The organism is Arthrobacter rhizosphaerae, from assembly GCF_023062595.1.
GTDB lineage: Bacteria > Actinomycetota > Actinomycetes > Actinomycetales > Micrococcaceae > Arthrobacter > Arthrobacter rhizosphaerae.
The window spans coordinates 104,514-125,142 of record NZ_JALLAN010000014.1; the positions used below are offsets into that span (position 1 = coordinate 104,514).

Consider the following 20,629-nt stretch of genomic DNA (forward strand, 5'->3'; position numbering starts at 1 on the left):
TGGCGAGGGCCGCCAGAGAAACCGTCCCCGCGGCCAGGCCGTTCCCGCGCGCTAACCGAAACGCCTCAGCCTGTTGCGGCCCACACCAGGTTCCACGTTCCTGCACCGATTGCCGCAGCCACGGCGGCAGCTGCGATCAGCGTGCCGCCCACGAGCACCCAGATGTCCAGCGGGCTGTACGTGGATTCGCGCGCCCACGTCCGTTGGGCTCCACCGAACCCGCGTGCCTCCATGGTGACGGCGAGCCTTGAAGCGCGCCGAATGGCCTGCACCAGGAGCCCGAAACTCTGGCCCAGGGTGGCCCGGATCCTCTGCAAAGGGGTTCCGCGGGAACCGACTCCACGGGCACGGCGTGCCATCCCGATGGTTTGCCATTCCTCCGCCATGAGCCCTACAAGGCGCATCGCAGCCAGGGTTCCCAGGACGAAGCGGTGTGGCAGTTTCGCCTTTTGAGCCAGGGCGTCGGCAAGGTCAGTGGGGTCGGTGCAGCTCATCAGCAGCACCGCCGGCAGCGCAATGGCCAGCCCCCGGAGCATGAATCCCAGCCCCAGTTCGAGGGAACCTGAGCTGATGGACCAGATGCCGACGTCGAGCAGTATCGTGCCGGTGTCCGGAGCCAGAATGGCGGTACTCCAGCCGCCCAGGGCAGCGGCAAGGATCAGGGGCCAGCCGCGTTGCCACAGGAGTAAGGGAGTCAGACCGGCCAGCGGAAAGAGCAGCAGCTCGAACCCCAGCGCCACAGTTGCGGAGACCCAGTCGATGGACAACGCCAGGACGAGCGTGATGAGGAAGACGGCCACAAACTTGGTCAGCGGGTTGGCGCGGCTCAGGAGCGATTCACCGCGCAGGGTCAAGGCTGCTCTCATGATGCCGCCATTTCGGGAGTTCCCAGGGCGAGTTCGGTGCCGCCAAGGACCGAGGAGAATTCCCGGTCGTGGGTCACGGAAACCACAGCCGCCCCGGCATCCAAAAGTTCGGAGAGGAAGGACGCGAGTTCAGCCCAGGTGTTGGCATCCTGGCCGAATGTAGGCTCATCCAGCACCAGCACCTGCGGGTGGGCGGCCAAGACGGTGGCCACGGAGAGCCTCCGCTTTTCGCCGCCGGACAGTGTGTAGGGGTTGGCGTCCACAAGGGATGTGAGCCTGAGCCGCTCCAGGAGTTCGTCGACGCGTTCCTCGCCATGGCCCAGATGTTTGGGCCCGAACAGGAGCTCGTCCAGGACCCGTCCGGTGACAAACTGGTGCTCGGGCTCTTGGAAGACCGTACCGATCCTGGAGATCAGCTGTTCGGCCTTCCAGGCGTAGGGGTCAATCCCGGCGCCGGCGCTGAGCTCAAGGGTGGCCGATACCGCACCGGCCACGGGCTTCAGCAGCCCGGCCAGCGTGAGCGCAAAGGTGGATTTTCCGGAGCCGTTGGGCCCGGTGACGGTGAGCGCTTCACCTGCCCGCACCTGCGCCGAGATACCGCTTTGCACCGGGGTGGGAGGAAGCGTCTTGAAGCCACGGCGTCGGGGCCGTTCACGCGAGACGGCAAGCTTTTCCGCGGCAAGGAGCAGCTGGCCGGGACCTGCGCTGCCGGGCGCCCGAGCAGCAGCGGAATTCCGTGGGCGCGTGGCCGGAACGTGACCAGGAACCCAGACCCCTGCCCTGATCAGCATCTCTTTTGCCTGCTCCAGGACCTGGTCAGGGCTTCCGTCAATGAGCACCGCACTGTCATTGGAGGCTCCGGGCTGCAGCACCACGATGCGGTCCACGAGGTCTTTCCACACCGCAACACGGTGCTCCACAACCACCAGCGTTGCCCCGGTTTTCTCCAGGCAACGGCCCACGGCGTCGCGGACTTCCAGCACCCCGGCAGGATCGAGGTTGGCGGTGGGCTCATCCAACAGAATGATTCCGGGTCGCATCGCCAGGATGCCGGCGAGCGCCAGCCGCTGCTTTTGCCCGCCGGACAGGGCCGACGTCGGGTGGTCCAGAGGCAAGTGACCCAGCCCGACGTCGTCGAGCGCCTCATGCACACGGGCCCAGATCTCCGCCCGGGGCACCGCAAGGTTTTCGGCGCCGAAGGCGACGTCGTCGCCGAGCCGGGACAGGATCACCTGCGTTTCCGGATCCTGCTGCATAAGCCCGGCCCGCCCACGCTGAGCACGCGGAGGCTGGCCGTCAATGAGCAAGGAACCGGACTCGTCGGAGTCCCCGGCCTCGCCGTCGTCGTCGTTCGCGTCGCCGAGCACCCCTGCAAGGGCGTGCAGGAGCGTGGATTTGCCGGCACCCGACGGGCCGAGCAGGAGCACCCGCTCCCCCGGGCGGATGTCCAGGTCAAGCCCTTGGACGGCGGGACGGGGCCTGCCGGCATGCCGCCAGGCCCAGCCTTGTGCCGTTACTCCAGCGGGACGGACGCCGCCGACGCGGTTCGGTGTCATCAGGAGAAGACAGGCTCCGTCGCAGCCTTCCGGGAGGCGAAGGAGCTCAGAACTCCGGTCTTGGCAAGGCCGCGGGTGGCGATCCAGGACAGGGCCCCGGCAATGATGGCACCCGAGATCGCAGTGAACAGGATATACGCGGCCTTGTCACCGGCAGCGTAGGCAATGTTCCAGCCCCACGGTGCGAAGGAATCGTTCAGGCCGCAGAAGAAGCCTGCACCGGCACCGGCCAGCAAAGCGACCGGCAGGTTGAACTTCTTGTACACGAAGGCCGCGAACACGAGTTCAGCGCCAAGCCCCTGCAGCAGGCCGGAAATCAGCACGGTGGTGCCGTACTGCGAGCCCATGAGGAGCTCGCCGGTGGCCGCAACGGTCTCGCAGAACAAGGCCGCGCCCGGCTTCCGGATGATGAGCATTCCCAGCACCGCCGGGATCATCCACCCACCGGCGTACAGTCCGGTCAGCGGCGGGTAAACGGCATTGAGCGGAGCCGTAATAACGTTGGCGCCCTGGGACCAGGCCCAGAAAATTACGCCACCGGCGACGGCTATCAAAGCCGCCACCACGATGTCCACAACGCGCCAGCTCTTTTTGCTGGTTGTGGGGGTCTGCTTTGCAGAAATTCCAGTCATGTCTTCCTCCTGAGGAACAGGAGGGGAAAGTGCTCCCCGGCTGGAGCGGATTTGCGCCGCTTCTGCCGGACACTCTGAGAACTCGACTCCCTTGCGCCGGTACTAACCGGATCAGGTTCGAGGGTCTGCGGCTGTCCGCACTCTCAGCGCCCATCCATCGCACTACCGGAAAATCCCGGTGATGCCCGACGGCGGCGCTCCCCTGTCGTAATCAATCTGCCCTTGTGGGCGTTGTCCAGTTTACACCTGGCGGTGCTTGGGATTTCTGTGGCGATGTCACAATCGGCGGGGCAGGACTCGTGCCTTTCCGGAGCGCACGTTCCGGGCAGTCCGTACTGCCAGCACCTGACTCTTTTACCCTTTATGATCCTGGGATGGGGGAAACAACACGCACGAAAGAAACACGAGGCGGCCGGCAGATCTATGTGGAGATCCTGGTGCGCTCGTCCATGGAAAACCTTTGGGAGCTGAGCCAGGATCCGGCCCTCCATCCGCGCTGGGATCTCCGGTTCTCCAGGATCATCCCGACGGGCGTCGGCAGTGACGGTCACTTACAGTTCCGGTATGAATTCCAGCTGCCGTTTTACGCCATCACCGGAACCGGAACATCCCTGGGGCATAAAACGACAGCAAGCGGACAGGCCACATCGGTGCTCAAATTCTCCACCAGCAACCCTCTCTCACCGATCGGTCCCGGCTCCGGCTACTGGCGCTACATACCCGTGGATCAGGGCATCCGCTTTATCACCGGCTACAACTATGCTCCCGGCATGGGTGCCATTGGCCGGAAGCTGGACGCTCGCTTCATCCGTCCCGGGCTTGGCTGGGCCACGGCGCTAAGCTTTGACCGGCTTCGCCTCTGGGCCGAGTCGGGCGTGGATCCGGCCCAGAGCCGCAACGCCTGGTTCCTTGATGCGGCAGCGCGCGCCGCCGGCTTGGCCGGAGCGGCGGCGGTCCTTCGGCATGGTGTTGCGGCGCGCCCCCGGGCCGCTTCATTCCAGTATCCCGGTTCGTTGAAGGAACTCTCGGCAAGGGCTTCCACTACGGCACTTGGACTGAGCCTGGGCGCTTTGGCCCTGATGCTGCCCTCTCATCCAACGGTGCCCAAGGCAAAACGCTGCCTCCGTCAGCCACTGGACAGGGATTCGGCGGAAGCTCCGGCGTCACTGAAGACGCTGCCTGATCCGGATCACGGGAACCAACGACGGTTTGTGGGTGCGCGAGCATGACCTCCATCTTCGCCTCCGCCCTGGGTGCGGATTTTCACCGCCTCCACCCGATGCTGCAACGGCGGTTCGGCGTGGACCTCGACTCAGGCTATGCCTGCATCGGAAGCGGCATGTTTTCGGAAGTACGCCGCGGGGCGTGGTGGACCGTCCCTTTCCTTCGCTTCGGCGCTTTCCGGAACATCCTCTTTCCAGACCAGGGGAAGGACATCCCCTTCACCATCGAAAACTACCCCTACCTTGACGGGTTTGGACGCCCGACTGTGACCTTCGTGCGGACCTTGACTGTGAAGCCGGGCAAGAAACGCCGCTTTGACGCCACCATGATTTACAGCGAAAAAACGGGCGGCATCGTGGACTACCTGGGGACGCACCAGCATCTGGCCACGGACCTGGACCTCGAAGTCCTTCCGGACGGTTCGCTTCACCTGCGATCCGCCGGCCAGCGATTCTACGAAGGCAGGCTGGGCTTCACTTTTCCTGCTTTCCTGACGGGCACGGCTGACCTGTACGAAGGTTACGACGAGCAGCGCGGGGTGTTCACCATCCAGATGCAGGTTCGGAACCCTGTCTTCGGGTTCCTGTTCGGTTACCGGGGCGAGTTCACGTGTGCCTTTCCGCCTGTGTCAGCGGAGGGGACGCCAGCCCACCTCAAGCCCGTCCGGGAGGAACGGCGGCAGTAGCTGGCTCCCAGCGGGCTGGCTCCTAGCGGGCAGCGTCCTCACGGGCAGCATCCTCGACGACAGCAGCCTCACGCGCTGCGGCTTCAAGCCGGGCACGGTGGGCCACCCACTCGTCGGGGCTGCGCACGGAGAGATTCGGATCACCCGGCCGCTGCCCTGCAGAGCCGTCAATGAGTTCGCGGAGGATATCGGCGTGCCCCAGATGATGGGCGGTCTCCACGCACATGTGGACAAGTATCTGGTGAAGGGTCACCCGACGTCGTTCTTCCGGCCACCAGGGAACTTCGCCGGAGGCATCGAGCGGCAGCGCCGCGATGGTGGCGTCGGAATGCGCGGCAGCGAAACGGTGCAGCTCGGTGATCTCCCCGCGCGTTTCCTCAGGGGCTGCCCAGAGATCGGCATCGGGTTCCGCCTCATCGCTGAGCCACGGCAGGCTGCGTCCGCTGGGACGCCCGAACACCAGCCCGAAATAGTCCAGTTCAACGCTTGCCACATGCTTGACCAGGCCCAGGAGGTTGGTACCCGTCGGCGTCATTGGCCTGCGGATATCGTATTCGCTCAAGCCGTCGAGCTTCCCCAGTAGGTTGGCCCTCCGCGTGCTCAGGTATTGGAGCAGTATCCCCTTATCGTCCATAGCGGGCACTATACCGCCACCCCCTGTACCGCCCTTGGCTGAACTCTCTCAACGATGCCGTTAGTCTAGGGGAAGCCCCGTCTCCTCCGGTTTTGCTGTTTCTACTGATAGGTGTTTTGGAAATGACTTTTTTCATCAAGTTGCTTGGTACGGGTATCAGCCTGCTGGCCGGTTATGCCGGCACCAAGGTGGTGGATGCGGCCTGGGAAAGGGTCACCGGCCGCAAGCCTCCCAAGGGCGACAAAGATGACGTGCCCACCACGCTCCGCACAGCATTGACCTTCGCACTGGTCTCCGCGTCCGTCAGTGCCATTATCCAGGTCCTCGCGAACCGCGGAACCCAGCGGGCCATCACTCGTTTCGCCAAGACCCAGGACATCGTTTAGCGGCTTCGGGAGGCTGGTTCAGCCGGGCGGGTTCACCGCTCAGGCGGAATCGTCGTCGTCCTCTGCGTCGGAAGCTGCCGTGTCCTTGGCAGCCGCCTTCTGCACCACTGCTTCCAGCTCGTCGGTGCTAAGCAGCTCGCGGTGGAGGTGCTTGGTCCGGTAGCCTGCTCGGCCCACCATGTGCGCCGAGACCGGGACTGTGAGCAGTTGGAAGATCCAGGCAAGGAGCAGCACCGGCCATACCCACCATGTGCGCAGCTGCAGCCCCACCGCGGCCAGCAGCAGAAAGAGTCCCAGCACCTGGGGTTTGGTGGCGGCGTGCATGCGGCTCATGAGGTCGGGGAAGCGCAGGAGCCCGATGGCAGCGCCGAGCGACATCGCGGCGCCCACCACCATGAAGACGGCCGAGACGGCGTCGATCACTGTGTCCAGAGTCGTATCAGGAGTCACTCGGTTGCTCCCGCCGGTCGGCAACAAAACGGGCAACAGTGACTGATCCTATGAAGCCGATGACAGAGACGGCCACAACAAGCATCAGGTTGTTCAGGTGACGGTTGACGGCCATGTCGATGCACAGCGCTGCTCCCAGGATGGCCAGCAGGACGTCCGCGGCAAGCACCCGGTCCAGGAGCGACGGGCCAACGGCAATGCGGACGATCGCCCCCGCCGCAGCAAGGGACAGGGTCGCCGCGGTTATCACCAGGACAAGCTGCATCATGCGTCAACCTCCTGTTTGAGTGCCGCGAGTTCTTCTTCTGTACCCATGATCCGGATGAGTCCGGCTTCCGCCTCGCGGACAGACCTGCGGAACTTTACGACGTCGTCGGGGTTCCGCACGTTCAGGGCGTGGATATAGAGCGTGGAGGTGGACCTGTCCACCTCCACCACGAGCGAACCTGGGATCAGGGAGATGACGTGACCGGTAGCGGTCACCATAAGGTCAGAGTGGCTGCGCAGCGGGACGGCGACGACGGCGTTAGTCACCTTGGGGCCGCGGGCTACGGCCAGGTAGAAGACCTGGAAACTGGCGGCCGCCACCTTTACAAGGAACTGCAGCGCAAACGGAATGGCCTGCAGAATGCTGAACCGGCCGCTCAATTCCACCGGGGGAAGGTAGAACATGCGGGCGACCAATACGGCCAGGACCGCGCCGAACAGCAGGTTTCCGGGGGTGAAGTTTTGCCACAGCGCACCCCAGACGAACACGAGCCAGACGAGCAGCGGCAATTCCTGCCGCAGCGACACCCGACGGCGGCTCATTTGCTTCCCCCGGAAAGGACCGGCTCAAGTGACTCCCGCGCCCCTGAACCAGGTGCTTCTGGACCGGGTGCTTCTGAATCAGGGAGGGCGATCGCGGGGACCGGCGCGTTGTCCCCAAGCACGGCCTGGATGTAGGACGTCCTGTCCAGCATGTCCTCCGCGGACTGGTCGGCTACCTTGAAGATCGGCCCGGCGAAGACCGTCAGTCCCACGCCCAGAAGCACCAGTGCCATGGTGGAACCCACCATGGTGCGGGGCAGCAGGATCACGTTCTTGCGTCCGTGCCGCGTTCCGGTGTCCGCGTCACCGGGAGCGGCGAGGAGCACAGGATCGGGGTGTTCCGCGTCGCTTGGCTTACGCCAGAAGGCACGGTTCCACACCCTCGCCACGGCCAGCAGCGTGAGAAGGCTGGTGAGCACTCCGCCGATGATCAGGGCGTACGCCAGGGGCGTGCCCAGCTGGACACCCGCCTGCATCAGGCCCAGCTTGCCGAGGAATCCTGAAAACGGCGGAATGCCGGCAAGGTTCATGGCAGGAACGAAGAACAGGAGCCCCAACACCGGTGACAGCTTGGCCAGGCCGGCAACCCTGTCCATCGAGGAACTGCCGCCGCGGCGTTCGATCAGGCCCGTGACCAGGAACAGGCTGGTCTGGATAGTGATGTGGTGCGCCACGTAGAACACCGCCGCCCCCAGTCCGGCCACAGAGGACATGGCAAGCCCAAACACCATGTAACCGATGTGACTCACCAACGTGAACGACAGCAGACGCTTGATGTCGCTCTGAGCCAGGGCGCCGAGTATGCCCACCACCATGGTCAGCAACGCGGCGATCATAAGCGGAGTATTGAGGGTGTCTCCCGGGAAAAGGAGGGTTTCCGTCCGGACGATCGCGTAGACGCCCACCTTGGTGAGCAACCCGGCGAACACCGCGGTGACCGGAGCCGGCGCGGTCGGATACGAGTCAGGAAGCCAGAATGACAGCGGGAACACGGCGGCCTTGATGCCAAAAGCCACCAGGAGCATAACGTGCAGGAGGGTACGTGTTCCGGGATCGAGTTCGGCCAGTTTGATGGCGAGGTCGGCCATGTTGATGGTGCCTGTGGCCCCGTAGATCATGGCGATGGCAATCAGGAACAGCACGGAGCTCACCACCGACACCACCACGTACGTGACGCCTGCCCGGATCCGCGGGCCGGTTCCGCCGAGGGTCATCAGCACGTAGCTGGCCGTGAGCAGGATTTCGAAGCCCACATAAAGGTTGAAGAGGTCACCCGACAGGAAAGCATTGGAGACGCCGGCCACCAGAATCAGGTACGTGGGGTGGAATACGGACAGCGGGGCGTCCTGATCGCCGTCGGCCATTCCCTGCCCGGTTGCGTAGACCAGGACCGCAAGGCTCACCGAGGACGACACCACCAGCATCAGGGATGAGAACTGGTCCACCACCATGACGATGCCCCACGGCGGGAGCCAACCCCCGATGTTCACGGCGGCGGTCCCGCCGTTCCAGACGGAGGCCAGCAGCACACACTCCAGCAGCAGCGTGAGGGACAAAAGAGTAATGCTCACCACCCGTTGAGCCCGGGAGTGCCGGATCAGCACGAACGTGAGGGCAGCTCCCAGGATGGGAAGTACGACGGCGAGCGGCGCAAGGCTGGCAATGTTCACTTTCCGCCTCCTTCCGGTCCGGGGTCGACGTTGGTGGAACCGGGTTTTTCCTCGGCCGCGGCATCCTCGACCGTCAGCACCGCGCTGCCGGCTTGAACAGTGTCGTTAGGGTGTGGCTCTCTGCTGCCTGTCTCATCGCCAGGGGGCCTGTTCGAGACTGCCCGGCCGTCGGAGCCGAGCATGGTAAGCGGAAACTCGGAGGTTTCCACAGGAATTTCCGCATCGTCTTCGGCATCGTAACTGGGGGTCTCGGCGACACGGAGGTCCTCGACGTCGTCCTGGATCTCGTCCTGGCGGGCCAGCACCCAGGTGCGGTAAATGATGCCCAGCATAAATGCCGTGACGGCAAACGAGATCACAATCGAGGTCAGGATCAGGGCCTGCGGCAGGGGGTCGTTGTACTCAGCCGGGGCCGTGTCCTTACTGAACACGGGCGCGAGGCCGGCGTAGCCTCCAGTGGCAAGAATGAGCAGGTTGGTGGCGTTGGCCAGGAGCATCAGGCCCAGCAGGACGCGGGTGAGGCTGCGCTCGAGGATCAGGTAGATGCCGCAGGCGTATAGCGCCCCCATGACTGTGAGCAGGGTCAGGTTTACACTCATGCCATGCCCTTAACTGTGGTTTCGGCTGGAGTGCCGCCCGGTTCCTGCTCGGTTGTTGGCTCCGCTGGTTCTTCCTCGAAGTGTTCGTCGATTTCGGCTCCGAGGCTGCGCAGGACATCCAGGACGAGCCCTACCACCACGATGTAGACGCCGATATCGAAGATGGTGGAGGTGACAAACTTGATGTCGCCAAAGACGGGCAGCCATAGCTCGATAATGGCGGTCTGGAAAACCTGCCCGCCGAGCAGCAATGGGACAACTCCGGACGCCGCCGCCGTCGCCAGGCCGACTCCCAGCAGGGTGCCGGCACTGATGGGGGTTGCCTCGCTCAGTTCGAAACGTCCCCCGGCCAGATACCTGATAGTCAAAGCCAGGCCGGCCATCAGCCCGCCGGCAAAGCCGCCACCGGGCAGGTTGTGCCCTGCCAGCAGCAGGTACAGGGAGAAGATGATCATCGAGTGGAACAGCAGCCGCGTGACCACCTCGAAGATGATGGAGCGGCGTTCGGGGGCGAGTGTCCGGCCGGCAACCAGCCAAGCGTCGCGGCTTGATGCCCCGAATTTGCGGCTCACTTCCAGAGCTGCGCTGTCACGGGAGTTCCGCACGACGCCGGTTCGCCTGCCTACCGTCCCTGCCGCAACCGTCGAAGACGCTTTGATCCCGTCACCCCGGCCGCGGATGAAGATCAGGCTGGCCACACCGGTGGCCGCGAGCGCCAGCACGGAGATTTCGCCGAAGGTATCCCACACCCGGATGTCAACGAGTGTGACGTTGACTGTGTTCAAACCGCCCCCGCCTTCATAGGCCAGTTTCGGGAACGCGAGGGAGACAGGTTCGGCGATCCGGGCGCCCATGGCATAGATGCCCACGAAGATCATGGTGATCCCGAAGCCGAGGCCGATGATCACGCGGGTGATCCTGTACTTGCCTCCCGTCCTGTCCCGCAGTTCCGCCGGCAGGCTGCGCATGGCGAGGACGAAGGCAACCAGGATGATGGTTTCGACCAGCATCTGCGTCAGGGCAAGGTCCGGAGCTCCCTGCAGCGCGAACATCAGGGCGATTCCATATCCGGTGACGGAGACCATGAGCACAGCAAGGAAGCGCTTGTTGGCCTTCACTGCGGCCAGTGCTCCGATTACGATTCCCGCGCCCACCACTATCTGCAGCGGTGAGTTGGGGTCGATGAAATACAAGTCACCGGGCAGAGGCTTGTTTGCGGCGAAGAGGGCAGTCAGCGGCAGGATGAACGCCACCGACAGGATGACTGCGAGGTAAAAATACAGTGATCCACGCTGGGTGCGACCGGTGACCCAGACTGCGACGTCGTCGAGGGCGCCGATGGTCAGCTGGTAGGAGCGGTCGGCGTCGATCCAGCCCGGGACCCTCTCCTGGAGACGGGAGAATCCGGCCCGCCAGCGGAACATGGCCCACCCCAGCACAAAGGTGATGCCTGTGAGGCCCAACGCCAGGGTGAAACCGTGCCACAGCGCAAGGTGTCCGGCCGCGCCGGCCGCACTTCCGCCGTCCACGCCAGCGCCAAACAGGGCTGCGTAGGGTTGCAGCCATCCGTCAACGGGCACCGGCCAGAGGCCGTAGGCGATAGTCAGGAGGCTCAACACCGCGGGTGCCGCCAGGAACGATGGCCTGATGGGTTTGAACTTTGTACGTTCGACGCCTGGTTTGGTGGCGAATGCACCCCACATAAAACGGGCGCTGTAGGCGAATGTCAGGACCGAGCCCAGCACCAGCCCGATCAGCACCACATAACCCCAGACGGGTGATTGCCCTGCTCCCGGCGTGGCGGCGTTGTGGACAAACGCCACTAACACTGATTCCTTGGCAACAAACCCCGCGAGGGGCGGAACTCCCGCCATGGAAGCAGCGGCAACGGCAGCCACAATGCCCAGTGCCCGTGATGACCTGAAAACACCGGAGAGTTTGTTGATGTCGCGCGTACCTGATTGGTGGTCGATGATGCCCACCACCAGGAACAGCGTGGCTTTGAACAGCCCGTGGGCCAGCAGTAAAGCCAGTCCGGCCAACGCGGCGTCCGGTTTACCCAGCCCCACCACCATGATCAGGAAGCCGAGCTGGCTGACGGTGCCGTAGGCCAGGATGAGCTTGATGTCGGTTTGCCGCAACGCCAGGTAGCCGCCTACCAGCATCGTCGCCAGGCCCAGCCCCAGCACCACCGGAAGCCAGAAGGTTGTTTCCGCAAAGCCCGGAGCCAGCCGGGCCACCAGGTACACGCCGGCCTTGACCATCGCAGCGGCATGCAGATAGGCACTTACAGGCGTGGGGGCCGCCATCGCCCCGGGAAGCCAGAAGTGGAAGGGCACCAGGGCGGACTTTGTCACCGCGCCGACCAGGATGAGTACGACGGCGGCGCTGACCGCGGCGGCCGCGTCCCCGGCCACCAGGGCAGGGGCCTGCTCCAGGATCGCTGAAATCCTGTAGGTACCGGCGCTGTGGCCAAGGATGATCAGGCCAACCAGCATGCTCAAGCCGCCGGCCGTGGTGACCACGAGGGCCTGGAGGGCGGATCGGCGGGCGGACAGCCTGGTCCGGGCGTAGCCGATCAGCAAGTACGACAGGACGGTGGTGAGTTCCCAGAAAATGAACATCAGCAGCAGGTCATCGGCAGTGACCAGGCCGAACATTGCGCCCGCGAAGGCCAGCAGCTGGGCTCCGAACCCGCCGAGATCAGTGTCCTTGTCCTTGAAATAGCGGGCGCAGTAAACGAGCACCAGTGATCCGATTCCCAGGACCAACAGCGACATCACCCATGCGAGGGCGTCAAGGCGGAAGGCCAGTTCAAGCTTGAGCTCGGGGATCCAGGGAAATACCTCGACGGCGGCCCCTGGTTGCGCCGGCTGTCCGGGAGACACCGAGTACACAGAGGCATGCTGGAGGATCAGCCAGAGAAATGATGCTGCGGGAACCACGGCCAACGCGTAGAACGAATTCCTGCCGAACTTTCCGAACAAAAAGGGCGCCAGCGCAGCCACCGCAAAATGCACGGCAAGGACTGTAATCACTGGTATCTCCGCAATGTCAGGAATTCGATTATCAAAGGTTGGAGCTGGCGGTCAGTAGTCGGGTTCAGCATGTCCAGTTTACCAAGCGGGCCGAACCATTTTTGACGGCGATTTCGGCTGAAGTGGCGATAGCATCGGGTCATGAACTCCGCCACCGCGTCTGAGGCACAACAGCCATCGTCGGAACTTGAGACCGGAAGTCAGGCGGTCAGCAAGGGCCAGATCCTGGCGTGGGCTTCCTGGGACTGGGGCTCAGCGGCTTTCAACGCAATCATGACCACTTTTGTGTTCACGGTGTATCTCACCTCCGATGCGTTCGGCGGAGAAGATCAGGCTTCGGCTGTCCTCGGCGGGGCATTGGCGGTCGCTGGCCTGGCCATTGCGCTGTTGGCGCCGGTTACAGGGCAACGCTCCGATATCGGAGGCCGGCGCAAGCTTTGGCTGGGAGTCAACACGGGCGTCGTCGCGCTTTTGACCGCCTTGTGCTTTTTTGTGTTCCCCCGGCCGGAGTTCCTGCTCCTCGGCGTCACGCTGATTGCACTGGGCAACGTGTTCTTTGAGTTTGCCGGTGTGAACTACAACGCCATGCTGGCCCAGATCTCGAATCCCCGCAACATCGGCAAGGTCAGCGGCTTCGGCTGGGGCATGGGTTATCTTGGCGGAATCGTTGCGCTGCTGATTGTGCTGCAACTGTTTGTCCAGCCCAGCTTCGACTGGTTCGGAGCTTCGACGGAGGACGGCTTCAACATCCGCCTCGTCGCAGTGTTCTCCGCTTTATGGTTCTTTATCTTCGCTCTCCCCGTGCTGTTTGCCGTTCCTGAGCTTCCCCGGCCGGCCGGGACGGCCAGGCTCGGCTTCCTCGCCTCCTACGGGCTGCTCATCCGGCGCATCACGGCCATCTACCGGACCAGTCCGCACACGATCTATTTCCTTCTTGCCAGTGCCATCTTCCGCGATGGTCTGGCCGCCGTTTTCACCTTCGGCGGGATCATTGCTGCGGGTACTTTCGGGTTCGAGCTGAAGGACGTGATCTTCTTCGCCATCTTCGGAAACGTGGTGGCAGCCGTGGGAGCCATGATCGGAGGCTTCCTGGATGACCGAGTAGGCCCCAAAGCGGTGATCCTCGGTTCCCTCGTGGGTCTGTTGATTGCAGGTACCGTCATCCTCGTCCTCGGCAACGGTGACTACGTCTTCTTCGGCAGCACCTGGGCCGGGGCCACCACCTTCTGGGTCTTCGGCCTGTTCCTGTGTTTGTTTGTTGGCCCCGCCCAGTCATCGTCCCGGGCCTACCTGGCCAGGCTGGCACCCCACGGAGAGTCGGGGGAGCTTTTTGGCCTCTACGCCACTACGGGCCGCGCCGTGAGCTTCCTGGCACCGACACTCTTCACCCTTTGCATCGCGCTGGCCGCACCCTTGGTCGCCGAGGGAGAAGCCCAGCGTTGGGGAATCCTGGGCATTATGGTGGTGCTGCTGGCAGGCCTCCTTGTCCTCCTGCCGGTCAAACCGCCAGGCAAGGCAGAGATCGCAGTGGTTCCCTCGGTATAGGAAAAAGGTCCCTTGACAGTCCGGACGATGGCAAGGTCCCCACGGGGCTTAGCTCTTCGCGTATTCTCCGGAATGGCCCTCCCTTCGGCCCCGCAGGGCCCACTTGAGCATTAGGCTGGACCCATGAACGTGGATGAGACAGATCTTCCCGGCCTTGGCAGGCGCAAGGACTTTATGACGGCATCGGGGCGCCGGATCGGAGTCGTGGAATACCGGGAGGGCCAGAGCGAACTCATCGTTTCAACCTGGGACGATCCCGACACTTGCCAGGCGTCCATTCCCCTGACAGCTGACGAGGCCGCAACACTCGGCAATCTGCTGGGTGGGCAACACCTTGCCATGCAGCTTTCTGAAGCCCACCGGGAAATCCCGGGGATCGTCACGCGGCAGTTTTCCATCGCGTCAGGTTCTCCTTTCGAGAACCAGCCGATGGGTAAGGCGTGCATCCGTACCCGGAGTGGTGTTTCCATCGTCGCCATCATGCGCGAAGGCGAGGTAGTCCCCTCCCCCGGTCCCGACGTCGTCCTTCACCGGGGGGATCTCCTCGTTGCTGTAGGCACTCAGGAAGGCCTCGATACAGCGGCCGACATTCTGCGCAACGGATAAGCGGCAATGGATCCGCTGGCACTGACCCTCATTGAATTGGGGGCCGTTGTGTTCTGCCTCGGCCTGTTGGCCAGGTTGGCTGAACGGATCGGAATGTCACCCATACCGCTGTATCTCGTGGGCGGGTTGTTTTTCGGTGCCGGCGGTTTCATGGAGTTCAAAGGAATTCAAGAGTTCGCCCATATCTCGGGGGAGATTGGTGTCATTCTCCTCCTGCTGATGCTCGGGCTCGAATACACGGCGACTGAACTTGTCACGGGGCTGCGGCGCTCCTGGCAGGCAGGTGTCCTGGACTTCATCCTGAATTTCCTGCCCGGAGCGGGGCTGGCCATTTTCCTTGGTTGGGGGCTCGTCGGGGCGATGGTGATGGGCGGAGTGACCTACATTTCGTCGTCGGGAATTGCCGCCAAGGTCATCACAGATCTGGGCCGGGTGGGCAACCGTGAAACGCCAACCATCCTGTCCATTCTGGTATTCGAGGACCTGGCAATGGCCCTGTACCTCCCCATCCTGACGGCGATCCTGGCCGGGGTCAGCTTCCTGGGCGGGCTTCAGACGGTGGGGATTTCCTTGGCCGTAGTCACCGTGGTGCTGATGGTGGCACTCCGGCACGGCCACAGGGTCTCCAAGGCGGTGCACAGCGAAAACTCCGAAGTCTTCCTGCTGAACCTGCTGGGTGCCGCCTTGTTGGTGGCCGGTCTGGCGTCAGCCCTTCAGGTCTCCGCCGCCGTGGGCGCGTTTATGCTCGGCATTGCCATCTCCGGGGTGACAGCCCACAACGCCACCCGTATTCTGGAGCCACTGCGGGATCTTTTCGCCGCCATCTTCTTTGTGGCGTTCGGCTTGAACACGGATCCCAGCTCAATTCCGCCGGTCATTGGCTGGGCATTGGCCCTCGCACTGCTCACGGCTGTCACAAAAATGCTGACCGGGTATTGGGCAGCCAAACGGGTCGGGATTGCGGTTCCCGGCCGATTCCGTGCCGGGGCAACACTGATTGCCCGGGGCGAATTTTCGATCGTTATCGCCGGCCTCGCCGTAGCGTCAGGCGCAGTGCTGCCTGAGTTGGCGGCGTTGGCCACTGCCTACGTCCTGATCATGGCCATCCTGGGTCCGCTCGCGGCCAAGTACATCGAACCGCTGGTGAGGGTTTGGCGACGACCCGCGAAACCGCAGCCGGCGGCAGTGGCCTGAGGTAGCTGCTTCGCCCCCGCTATTACGTAGGGCTATGCAGCCTTTGACCGGGCTTCCGGGGATGTTTCGCAAAGATCCTTGATCAGCCCCATTCCGGCATACTCGCGAACGGCGTGGATGCCCTGGACGGCCGAGGCCTTGTCCGGGAACTGCCCGGACACTGCCACGATCACCCCATTGGGAGCTTTGATTCTGAATCCGTAGGACGTGTTGCCATCAATAAAAAGTTCGAATGATCCGGACATGATTACCCCTATATTTCAACCGAGGGATCTAACCTCGGGGCTGTTTCACTAACGAAACGCGACGCTGCGTCCCGGCTCCCCAGCCAATGTCATCCTTAAAATGTAGGGGCGAAACCGTTTACTTGCGAGTAGGTAATCCGAAGGCAGCCGAGCCGGCGCAACTGCTGCTTATACCGGCATCATTCCCTATACCTAGAGGTGCTATGTTTGATACCCTTCACATCTAGGTATAGGAGGTGCAGTGCGCATCGATAAGGATCTGGTCGCTGCTTCGGCCACGCCCCTTGTGCTGGGGATCCTGTCAGACGGCGATCTGTACGGCTACGCGATCCTCAAGCGCGTCAGTGAGCTCTCGGGCGGAGGCATGCAATGGACCGACGGAATGCTCTATCCGCTGCTGCACCGGCTCGAGCGGCTCGGGTATGTATCGTCGTCGTGGGGCACCTCCGAGGCGGGTCGCCGACGCAAGCACTACGCGATCACGCCGGCGGGCCGCGACGCCCTTGCCGAACGGCAGCAGCAGTGGACCGTCGTCGCTGAGGCGCTCCGACAGGTGTGGCGGACCCAAGGGTCCCCTGCCCCGATGGAAGGTTGGGCATGATGGAGCAGCACGCTGAGCTGGAGGCGCAGATTGACCGGTGGCGCGGTTATGTTCAGCGGAGCCAGGCCATCTCCCCCGCCGACGTCGACGAACTGGAGGACCATCTGCGTGAGCAGATAGCCGACAGGCAAGCCACCGGACTGGACGACGACGAGGCCTTCCTCGTCGCCATCAAGCGCCTGGGCAACCTCGACGCCGTCTCGCGGGAGTTTGCCCGCGAGCACTCCGAGCGGCTGTGGAAGCAACTCGTTCTGGTGCCCGAGGCTTCCGACGGCGACACACCTCCCTGGCGGGAGCTGGCAGTCGTCCTTGCACTGGCTGTCGGCGCCGGCGTCGCGGTCAAGGCGGGCTTCGCATTGTTCGGCGACAGCACAGCACTGACGAGAAACCTCGGCCTGCTCATCTTCCCGTTCCTCGCAGGGTACTTCGTCTGGAAGCGGCGCCTTACAAGCCAGGTTGCGGCCATGCTGCTCATACCGTTTGCCGCCCTCGCCGTTGTACTCAACGCCTACCCGTTCGCCTCTGGCGGCTCCACGGAGGTGCTCGCCGCGTTGCATGCACCGGTGATTCTGTGGCTGCTGGCAGGAGTGGCGTACGTCGGAGGAAGGTGGACCTCTGACAAACGACGCATGGACTTCGTCCGGTTTACCGGCGAACTCGCGATCTACTACACCCTGATCGCCTTGGGCGGTGCGGTGCTGATTGCCCTCACCCTCGCGACCCTCCAGGTGGTTGGCGTCGACTTCGAACCGGTCCTGGAAGACTGGATCCTGCCTTTCGCGGTGCCCGGCGCCCTCGTGGTCGCGACCTGGCTCGTCGAGGCCAAGCAGCAGGTCGTGGAAAACATCGCCCCGGTCCTCACCCGTATTTTCACACCCCTGACCGTCGCCATGCTCCTGGTCCTTCTTGCTGTCATCGCTACCGCGGGCGGGTTCGTGGACATCGACCGCAACCTGCTGATCCTTATGGACGCTATCCTCGTGCTGGTCCTGTGCCTGCTGCTCTACTCGATTTCCGCCCGCGACTCCCTCGCGCCTCCCGGACTGTTCGACGCTCTGCAGCTGGTCCTCGTCGTCGCCGCCCTGGCAGTCGACGCCGCGATGCTCACGGCGATGCTCACCCGTATCGCTGAGTTCGGCTCCAGCCCCAACAAGATCGCGGCGCTGGGCCTGAACCTTCTACTGCTGGTGCACCTGTTGCGGGCGGCCTGGCTCGCTGTCGGATTCCTGCGGGGCCGGCGTTCGTTTGCCTCGTTGGAGCGCTGGCAAACACGCTACCTGCCGGTTTACGGCGTGTGGGCCGCCGTCGTCGTCGTCATCTTTCCACCAGTCTTTGGCTTCCTCTAGCTGCCTGTCCTGTTCCTAACACCGGGCATACAGGACCCGGGAGTACCCTTGGCCAATGGCGCACCGGACATCCGCACGAAACATCTCCATGATCGCTGCAGTGCTGCTGACTGCAGCCATCAGCGGGGGGCTCGGTGCCGTAGGGCCCGGGCATGCCCAAGCTTCCATTGAATCCGAGGCAGCCACTCCGGAGCGCAACGTCCCCGGCCTGGCCGCCCCCGTCGTCGCTCCCGTGCAGGTGACGGTCACGCCCGCGGAGGGCGCCTCGCAGATCAATCCTGCTGCCCCTGTAACGCTCAAAGTTGCGGACGGCGAAATCGAGCGTGCCTCGCTGACCAGCGACTCAGGGGAATCAGTTGCGGGCAAGCTCGACGGCGATAGCACCACCTGGACGACCGGCAGCCAGCTTGCGTTCAACACGGGCTACAAATTCAGCTACACCGTTCGGGATGCCGCAGGGCGTGAAACAACGAAGACCTCTTCCTTCACCACCGTAACCACCGCCAACGAGGCCGATGCCGCCATCTACCCGCTGGACGGCATGAAAGTTGGGGTCGCACAGCCGCTTCAGATCACGTTCAGTGAGCCCGTGGTGAATAAGGAAGCTGTGGAAAAGGCGATCAGGATCAGCAGCACGTCTGGTCAGACAGGCGCCTTCCATTGGTTCAGCGACAAAATGGTCCGCTACCGGCCGGAAACCTTCTGGGCCGCCAACAGCACGATCACGATGGACATGAAGATGTTCGGTGTTGATCTCGGTCACGGTCAGATAGGCAACTTCGACAAGAACGTGACCATCCGCATCGGCGACAAAAAGGTGGCCGTCGCCGATGCCACCGCACACACCATGACTGTAAGTGTCAACGACCAGCCAGCAGGGTCCTGGCCCGTCACCATGGGGGACACGCGGTTCCCGTCTGCCCGCGGCTATCTCGTGCTCATGGAAAATCACCGGGTTGAACACATGGACGCCAGTACAATCGGTCTCAAGCCCGGCGATCCTGCTTATTACGGACAATTGGACGTCAACTACGCCACGCGGCTCACGCCCAGCGGAGAGTACATCCACCAGGCAACTGACACCGCCATGCCTTACCTCGGCCAGACAAACCTGTCACACGGCTGCATCGGAATGAGCGAGGCAGGCGCCAAGTGGGTGTTCGACAACATGACAGCAGGCGACGTCGTCCAGGTTGTCAACACAGAGGGCGATTTCGCCAGCGTCGACGACGGCTACGGCGACTGGAACATCCCGTGGGCGGAGTACCCCAGGAGGTGACTGTCAGGAATCAGGGTGCCTGGATATCCGTCAGATGGAAATTCTGGTGGCTGCGGCTCGCGGTAGGTCCGCGCTGACCCTGGTAACGGTTGCCGTACTCCCCTGCTCCGTAGGGGTATTCGGCTGCGGAGGTAAGCCGGAAGAAGCAGAGCTGCCCGATCTTCATGCCCGGCCACAGCTTGATGGGAAGGGTGGCCATGTTCGACAGTTCCAGCGTCACGTGCCCCGAGAATCCCGGATCAATGAATCCGGCAGTGGAGTGCGTCAGCAGGCCCAGCCTGCCCAGCGAGGATTTTCCTTCCAGCCGCGCCGCGATGTCATCCGGGAGCGTGACCGTCTCGTAGGTTGAACCCAGTACGAACTCCCCCGGGTGAAGGATGAAAGGCTCGCCGCGGTCCACTTCCACCAGACGCGTGAGTTCCGGCTGTTCCTCCGCGGGATCAATGTGAGCGTACTTGTGGTTGTCGAACAGCCGGAAAAACCGGTCGATCCTGACGTCCACTGAGGACGGCTGGACCATCACAGGGTCGAACGGTTCCAGCACAATCCGTTGGGAGTCTATTTCGGCGCGTATATCGCGGTCAGAGATCAGCACAGCTCAAAAATACCGTATGCACTGTTCTCCGCGCTCTCCCGGCAGTAGATGGTGCCTGCTACGACCAGTGGAGGCGGACTTACTCCTCGGGACCTTGCTTCTCCAGGAGGACCTTGAGCCGCTCCAGCTGGGCCACTTCACTCTTCAGGGACTGATGGACCGCGCCATTGACCAGTCCCATGAGCCCCTTCGGCTGAGACTCGAGGGCAAAGCGCACCCGTGTGCTCTTGCCTTCGGAGCTGAGGTAGTAGCCGCCCCGGGGCTGTGCAGGACCGGCGATGACCTGGAACTGTATCTCTGCTCCGGGACGGACCTGTGTGATCTGGAAATCGCACGCGACGGGCCGGCCACCTGGCCCGGCGATGGTCTGTTGGTAAACGCTGCCCTTGGCTCCCGGTGCACCGCTGAGCAATTCGATGCTGCGGACATCCTTGCACCACAGTGGCAGGTTCAGCCCGTCAGCCAGGAAACTATAAACGCTGATGGCATCACGCTGAATGAGCACCTCGTACTCTGCAAATGCCATGGGGAACCCTTTGGTGATGGACAGCTGGTCGGCGTAGCCCGTTCCCCAACGACTGCAGCTAACTGATTCAGGATAGCCAGCCCGCTCACGCGTCTCCTACGCAGGGACGGGGCCTTTACCGAATGGTTACCGGATGGCACTT

Annotated in this window: 22 protein-coding genes and 1 riboswitch; of the genes, 9 read left to right on the forward strand and 13 right to left on the reverse strand. The window is 63.2% G+C overall.

Going from position 1 to position 20,629, the window contains the following annotated elements:
• Positions 1-65 precede the first annotated feature (65 nt).
• From MU551_RS17740 to MU551_RS17750, 3 genes are read right to left on the reverse strand one after another with little or no spacing between them, the layout of a single operon-like run.
• On the reverse strand, positions 66-866 hold the full coding sequence (locus tag MU551_RS17740; protein WP_247046651.1) for an energy-coupling factor transporter transmembrane component T family protein: 801 nt from the start codon (positions 864-866) through the stop codon (positions 66-68).
• Complete coding sequence (locus tag MU551_RS17745; protein WP_247046652.1) at positions 863-2,422, reverse strand: ABC transporter ATP-binding protein; 1,560 nt, start codon at positions 2,420-2,422, stop codon at positions 863-865. Before MU551_RS17745 ends, MU551_RS17740 begins: the two co-directional genes overlap by 4 nt.
• Positions 2,422-3,054 (reverse strand): ECF transporter S component, encoded by a 633-nt coding sequence (locus tag MU551_RS17750; RefSeq protein ID WP_247046653.1) that lies wholly within the window; start codon positions 3,052-3,054, stop codon positions 2,422-2,424. The genes MU551_RS17745 and MU551_RS17750 overlap by 1 nt, the downstream gene beginning before the upstream one ends.
• A 70-nt stretch (positions 3,055-3,124) precedes the next feature.
• Positions 3,125-3,268: riboswitch (TPP riboswitch) on the reverse strand.
• 160 nt (positions 3,269-3,428) lie between these two features.
• Here MU551_RS17750 and MU551_RS17755 point away from each other — a divergent pair.
• Together MU551_RS17755 and MU551_RS17760 are read left to right on the forward strand one after the other, a co-directional pair.
• The gene (locus MU551_RS17755; protein ID WP_247046654.1) at positions 3,429-4,283 is read left to right on the forward strand and encodes a hypothetical protein; all 855 of its coding nucleotides are present in this window, start codon (positions 3,429-3,431) and stop codon (positions 4,281-4,283) included.
• Positions 4,280-4,963 (forward strand): DUF4166 domain-containing protein, encoded by a 684-nt coding sequence (locus MU551_RS17760; protein ID WP_247046655.1) that lies wholly within the window; start codon positions 4,280-4,282, stop codon positions 4,961-4,963. The genes MU551_RS17755 and MU551_RS17760 overlap by 4 nt, the downstream gene beginning before the upstream one ends.
• 22 nt (positions 4,964-4,985) lie before the next feature.
• Here MU551_RS17760 and MU551_RS17765 read toward each other — a convergent pair whose 3' ends face one another.
• On the reverse strand, positions 4,986-5,597 hold the full coding sequence (locus tag MU551_RS17765; RefSeq protein ID WP_247046656.1) for a DinB family protein: 612 nt from the start codon (positions 5,595-5,597) through the stop codon (positions 4,986-4,988).
• A 122-nt stretch (positions 5,598-5,719) separates the two neighbouring features.
• On the opposite strand from MU551_RS17765, the gene MU551_RS17770 reads away from it, so the two are divergent.
• Complete coding sequence (locus MU551_RS17770) at positions 5,720-5,983, forward strand: DUF4235 domain-containing protein (RefSeq protein WP_247046657.1); 264 nt, start codon at positions 5,720-5,722, stop codon at positions 5,981-5,983.
• A gap of 39 nt (positions 5,984-6,022) precedes the next feature.
• Here the strand turns inward: MU551_RS17770 and mnhG are convergent, their stop codons facing one another.
• Genes mnhG through MU551_RS17800 form a run of 6 tightly spaced genes read right to left on the reverse strand, consistent with a single transcriptional unit; the run spans position 6,023 to position 12,550 of the window.
• Positions 6,023-6,433, reverse strand: coding sequence for a monovalent cation/H(+) antiporter subunit G (gene mnhG, locus MU551_RS17775; protein WP_247046658.1), 411 nt, complete (start codon positions 6,431-6,433; stop codon positions 6,023-6,025).
• The gene (locus MU551_RS17780; RefSeq protein WP_247046659.1) at positions 6,423-6,701 is read right to left on the reverse strand and encodes an MrpF/PhaF family protein; all 279 of its coding nucleotides are present in this window, start codon (positions 6,699-6,701) and stop codon (positions 6,423-6,425) included. The genes mnhG and MU551_RS17780 overlap by 11 nt, the downstream gene beginning before the upstream one ends.
• Positions 6,698-7,243 carry a Na+/H+ antiporter subunit E gene (locus MU551_RS17785; RefSeq protein ID WP_247046660.1) on the reverse strand — a complete coding sequence of 182 codons (546 nt, stop codon included), beginning with the start codon at positions 7,241-7,243 and terminating at the stop codon, positions 6,698-6,700. The genes MU551_RS17780 and MU551_RS17785 overlap by 4 nt, the downstream gene beginning before the upstream one ends.
• Positions 7,240-8,913 carry a Na+/H+ antiporter subunit D gene (locus tag MU551_RS17790; protein ID WP_247046661.1) on the reverse strand — a complete coding sequence of 558 codons (1,674 nt, stop codon included), beginning with the start codon at positions 8,911-8,913 and terminating at the stop codon, positions 7,240-7,242. Before MU551_RS17790 ends, MU551_RS17785 begins: the two co-directional genes overlap by 4 nt.
• Positions 8,910-9,512, reverse strand: coding sequence for a Na(+)/H(+) antiporter subunit C (locus MU551_RS17795; RefSeq protein ID WP_247046662.1), 603 nt, complete (start codon positions 9,510-9,512; stop codon positions 8,910-8,912). The genes MU551_RS17790 and MU551_RS17795 overlap by 4 nt, the downstream gene beginning before the upstream one ends.
• Entirely contained in the window at positions 9,509-12,550 is a 3,042-nt protein-coding gene (locus MU551_RS17800) for a Na+/H+ antiporter subunit A (protein ID WP_247046663.1), read from the reverse strand. Before MU551_RS17800 ends, MU551_RS17795 begins: the two co-directional genes overlap by 4 nt.
• Before the next feature lie 141 nt (positions 12,551-12,691).
• Here MU551_RS17800 and MU551_RS17805 point away from each other — a divergent pair, with 141 nt between their 5' ends.
• From MU551_RS17805 to MU551_RS17815, 3 genes are all read left to right on the forward strand, one after another.
• The gene (locus MU551_RS17805) at positions 12,692-14,095 is read left to right on the forward strand and encodes an MFS transporter (protein ID WP_247046664.1); all 1,404 of its coding nucleotides are present in this window, start codon (positions 12,692-12,694) and stop codon (positions 14,093-14,095) included.
• A 123-nt stretch (positions 14,096-14,218) separates the two neighbouring features.
• Positions 14,219-14,701 carry a cation:proton antiporter regulatory subunit gene (locus MU551_RS17810; RefSeq protein WP_247046665.1) on the forward strand — a complete coding sequence of 161 codons (483 nt, stop codon included), beginning with the start codon at positions 14,219-14,221 and terminating at the stop codon, positions 14,699-14,701.
• A 6-nt stretch (positions 14,702-14,707) separates the two neighbouring features.
• Positions 14,708-15,895, forward strand: coding sequence for a cation:proton antiporter (locus MU551_RS17815; protein ID WP_247046666.1), 1,188 nt, complete (start codon positions 14,708-14,710; stop codon positions 15,893-15,895).
• A gap of 32 nt (positions 15,896-15,927) precedes the next feature.
• On the opposite strand, the gene MU551_RS17820 is transcribed toward MU551_RS17815, so the two are convergent.
• Positions 15,928-16,140: a YegP family protein gene (locus MU551_RS17820; RefSeq protein ID WP_247046667.1), complete on the reverse strand. Its 213-nt coding sequence runs from the start codon at positions 16,138-16,140 to the stop codon at positions 15,928-15,930.
• Positions 16,141-16,381: 241 nt separating this feature from the next.
• Here MU551_RS17820 and MU551_RS17825 point away from each other — a divergent pair, with 241 nt between their 5' ends.
• Genes MU551_RS17825 through MU551_RS17835 form a run of 3 tightly spaced genes read left to right on the forward strand, consistent with a single transcriptional unit; the run spans position 16,382 to position 19,366 of the window.
• Positions 16,382-16,741, forward strand: coding sequence for a PadR family transcriptional regulator (locus tag MU551_RS17825; RefSeq protein WP_247046668.1), 360 nt, complete (start codon positions 16,382-16,384; stop codon positions 16,739-16,741).
• A complete protein-coding gene (locus MU551_RS17830; RefSeq protein WP_308198323.1) occupies positions 16,738-18,087 on the forward strand; it encodes a permease prefix domain 1-containing protein in 1,350 nt (449 codons plus the stop codon). The genes MU551_RS17825 and MU551_RS17830 overlap by 4 nt, the downstream gene beginning before the upstream one ends.
• Positions 18,088-18,142: 55 nt before the next feature.
• Positions 18,143-19,366 (forward strand): L,D-transpeptidase, encoded by a 1,224-nt coding sequence (locus MU551_RS17835; protein ID WP_247046669.1) that lies wholly within the window; start codon positions 18,143-18,145, stop codon positions 19,364-19,366.
• 10 nt (positions 19,367-19,376) lie between these two features.
• On the opposite strand, the gene dcd is transcribed toward MU551_RS17835, so the two are convergent.
• Together dcd and MU551_RS17845 are read right to left on the reverse strand one after the other, a co-directional pair.
• On the reverse strand, positions 19,377-19,961 hold the full coding sequence (dcd, locus tag MU551_RS17840; protein ID WP_247046670.1) for a dCTP deaminase: 585 nt from the start codon (positions 19,959-19,961) through the stop codon (positions 19,377-19,379).
• A 79-nt stretch (positions 19,962-20,040) separates the two neighbouring features.
• The gene (locus MU551_RS17845) at positions 20,041-20,487 is read right to left on the reverse strand and encodes an SRPBCC family protein (protein ID WP_247046672.1); all 447 of its coding nucleotides are present in this window, start codon (positions 20,485-20,487) and stop codon (positions 20,041-20,043) included.
• Positions 20,488-20,629 lie beyond the last annotated feature (142 nt).